The sequence below is a fragment of the Pseudonocardia sp. SID8383 genome (assembly GCF_009864975.1).
GTDB lineage: Bacteria > Actinomycetota > Actinomycetes > Mycobacteriales > Pseudonocardiaceae > Pseudonocardia > Pseudonocardia alni.
On sequence record NZ_WWFY01001125.1, the window covers coordinates 1 to 2,901 of the forward strand.

Genomic DNA, 2,901 nt, shown 5'->3' on the forward strand with positions numbered 1-2,901 from the left:
TCACCATCCGGCCGCTGGCGGCGAACACCGACGCCGCGCCCGCGCCGCCCAGGCCGAGCAGCACCAGCAGCAGCGGTCCGGGCCCGATCGGCAGCAGCGCCGCACCCGCGACGGCCGCCGCGCACAGCGCGAGCCCGACCGTCATCACCCCGCGTTCGCCGGACCGGTCGGCGGCGGCGCCCCACAGCACCAGCGTGCACAGCAGACCGACCGTCGGTGCGCCGACGTAGGCGCCGACCTGGGCCAGCGAGAGCCCCTCCGTGTCGCGTAGCAGCGGCACCACGAACGGCAGCCCGTAGACGAACGAGCAGGCCGCGGTCTGGGCGAACACCCCGACGGCCAGCACCAGCCAGCGACGGCGGGTACGGGTCACGTCGACGGAGGTCATGTACCCACGCTAAGCATCTGTCCCACGATCCGGCCATTCGTTCCCGGATCGTGGGACGGAGTGCGGTGGGTCAGGAGGCGCAGTTCCCGGTGTCGGCGGGGGACGACGCGCCGCTCGCGGCCACGTTCAGCGCCTGCCCGACCTGCTCGGCCGTCAGCACGAAACCGGTCTCGGTGTCGTCCAGCGCGGCGCCGAACACGACGCCGACCACCCGCCCGTCGGGGGTGATCATCGGGCCGCCGGAGTTGCCGGAGCGCACCACCGCGCGGACGGTGTAGACGTCGCGCAGCACGCTGCCCTGCTCGTAGATGTCCGGGCCGCGCAGCCGGATCCGCTCGCGGATCTTGCCCGGGGTGACCGTGTACGGGCCGTCCAGCGGGTAGCCCAGGATGATCACGTCGTCGCCGACGCGGGCGGGGTCCGGGCTGAACTGCAGCGGCTGCTCCTCGAGGTCGGGCACGTCGAGCACGGCCACGTCGACCTCGGGGTCGTAGTGGACGACCTGGGCGTCGAGCTGGCGGGCCCGGCCGCTGGATGTCGTCACCTCGACGGTGGTGCTCGACGTCCCGGCGACGACGTGGGCGTTGGTCATCACCCGCTGCGGGGCGACGACGAACCCGGTCCCCTCCAGGGCGCGACGGCAGGACGGGGCGCGCCCGCGGACCTTCAGCACCCGGTCGCGGACCTCGGTGACCACCGGGGACTGCGCGAGCGCGGAGTCCGGCGGGCCGACCGCGGCGACCGGCGTCCGCGAGAACGGGCTGACGACGTCGGGGAAGCCGGAGTCGTCGAGGAGCTGGCGCAGCTCGGCCGGGAGCTTGCGCGCCGCGTCCGGCATCACGTCGTCCACGCCGGCGAGCACCCGCGAGTCGCGCAGGCCGCTGGTCAGGGTGGAGAAGCTCGTCGAGGACAGCGGCAGCGCGATCAGCCAGGCCGCCACCACCACCGCGACCGCCTGCACACCGGCACCCAGCGTCGAGTCGACCCTGAGGGTGCCCTCGCCGCGGATCCGGTCGCGGATGAACCGTCCGAGGTAGACGCCCGTCGCCTCACCGAGCGCGACGAGCAGCACCACCACGCCGATCCCGAGCAGCACCTTCCCCTGCTGGGACTCCACCTGCCCGGCCAGCAACGGGGCGAGCCGCAGCCCGAGCACCGCGCCGGTCAGTACGCCGGCGAACGACAGCAGCGCCACCGCGACCCCGTGCCGCCAGCCGGACGCCGCGGCCAGCAGAGCGAGGATCACGACGACGACGTCGACCCAGCTGATGCTCACCGGTCCACCACGCCGTGGTCGTCCACCCGGCCTCCTTCCGGTTCGTTCCGCCGGGCGCGGGCCCAGGCGTCGTCGAGATCGAGGACCCGGCCGGCGTCCCAGGGACGCTCCCAGCCGGAACGCTGCAGCAGTGCGGACAGCAGGCCCGCGGTGAAACCCCAGACCATCAGGCCCGCGGCGTCGAAGGCGGGGCCGGTGTGGCCACTGGGGCCGCGCACGGTGAACCGGTTCGCCGGGTCGGTCAGGACCTCCACCGGGACCCGGACGACCCGGGCGACCTCGGCGGTGTCGACCACCCGTACCGGAGACGGCGACGCCCAGTGCGCCAGCACCGGGGTCACCAGGAACCCGGTGGGCGGGATGAACAGGTCCGGCAGGAGGGCCAGCGGTACCACCCCGGACGGGTCCAGTCCGGTCTCCTCCCGGGCCTCCCGCAGCGCGGCGTGCACCGGGCCGGTGTCGGTCGGGTCGAGCCGCCCACCGGGGAAGGCGACCTGCCCGGCGTGCGAGCGCAGCGTCGCCGCGCGCTCGGTGAGCAGCACGTCCGGCCCGCCCGACTCCCCGTCGGTGAACAGCATCAGCACCGACGCCCGGCGCGGCTCGCCGTTGTCGGGCTGCAGCCGTCGCCAGCCGAACCAGGCCGGGTCCAGGCCCAGCGCCCCGTCGACGAGCGGGCGCAGCGACGCCGGCGCCGCCGCGGGGTCGGGGTCGGGCACCTGCGGCACGCCCGCCTGCGCGGTCACCGGAACCGCTCCACGGCGGCCGCGACGTCGTCGGCGGTGCGGAACGGGACGGGCGGGTCCACCATCGCGACGCCACCGTCCGCGCGGGTCACGTAGCTGACCGGGAGCAGCGGCGGGGTGTCCAGCGCGCGGCGCACGGCCCGCTGCGGGTCGGTCACGGCCGGCAGGGTGACCCCCAGCTGCGCGGACAGGGCCAGCGCGGCCACCGGGTCGTCCTGCACGTCGACGGTGAGCACCGGCAGTGCGCCGGGACGCTGTGCGTAGGCCTGCAGCGCGGGCAGCTCGTCGCGGCACGGCACGCACCACGACGCCCAGAAGTTGACCAGCGTCGGACGCCCGGTCAGAGCCGCGCCCAGGTCGGTACTGCCGTCGGCGCCCAGGCACGGCACGGTGATCCCGGCGAGCGGACCGGCCGGGGTGCGGCCGGACGGGGCGGGGCACGGTGCCAGCCGGGCCGAGGCCCGCGCGGCGGCCAGTGCCTGCGGGTCCGCGGC

4 protein-coding genes are annotated in these 2,901 nt (G+C 75.7%); all 4 read right to left on the reverse strand.

The features are described from left to right. Nucleotides 1-388: MFS transporter (locus GTW08_RS27375; protein WP_161152714.1), on the reverse strand; the 388-nt coding region annotated here is incomplete at its 3' end. A gap of 70 nt (nt 389-458) precedes the next feature. Beyond that, a complete protein-coding gene (locus GTW08_RS27380; protein ID WP_073576140.1) occupies nt 459-1,658 on the reverse strand; it encodes a MarP family serine protease in 1,200 nt (399 codons plus the stop codon). 2 nt (nt 1,659-1,660) lie between these two features. Further along, entirely contained in the window at nt 1,661-2,407 is a 747-nt protein-coding gene (locus GTW08_RS27385) for an NUDIX hydrolase (RefSeq protein WP_167379074.1), read from the reverse strand. Then, a partial coding sequence (locus GTW08_RS27390; RefSeq protein WP_161152715.1) for a TlpA family protein disulfide reductase occupies nt 2,404-2,901 on the reverse strand: 498 nt, incomplete at its 5' end. The genes GTW08_RS27385 and GTW08_RS27390, both read right to left, overlap by 4 nt.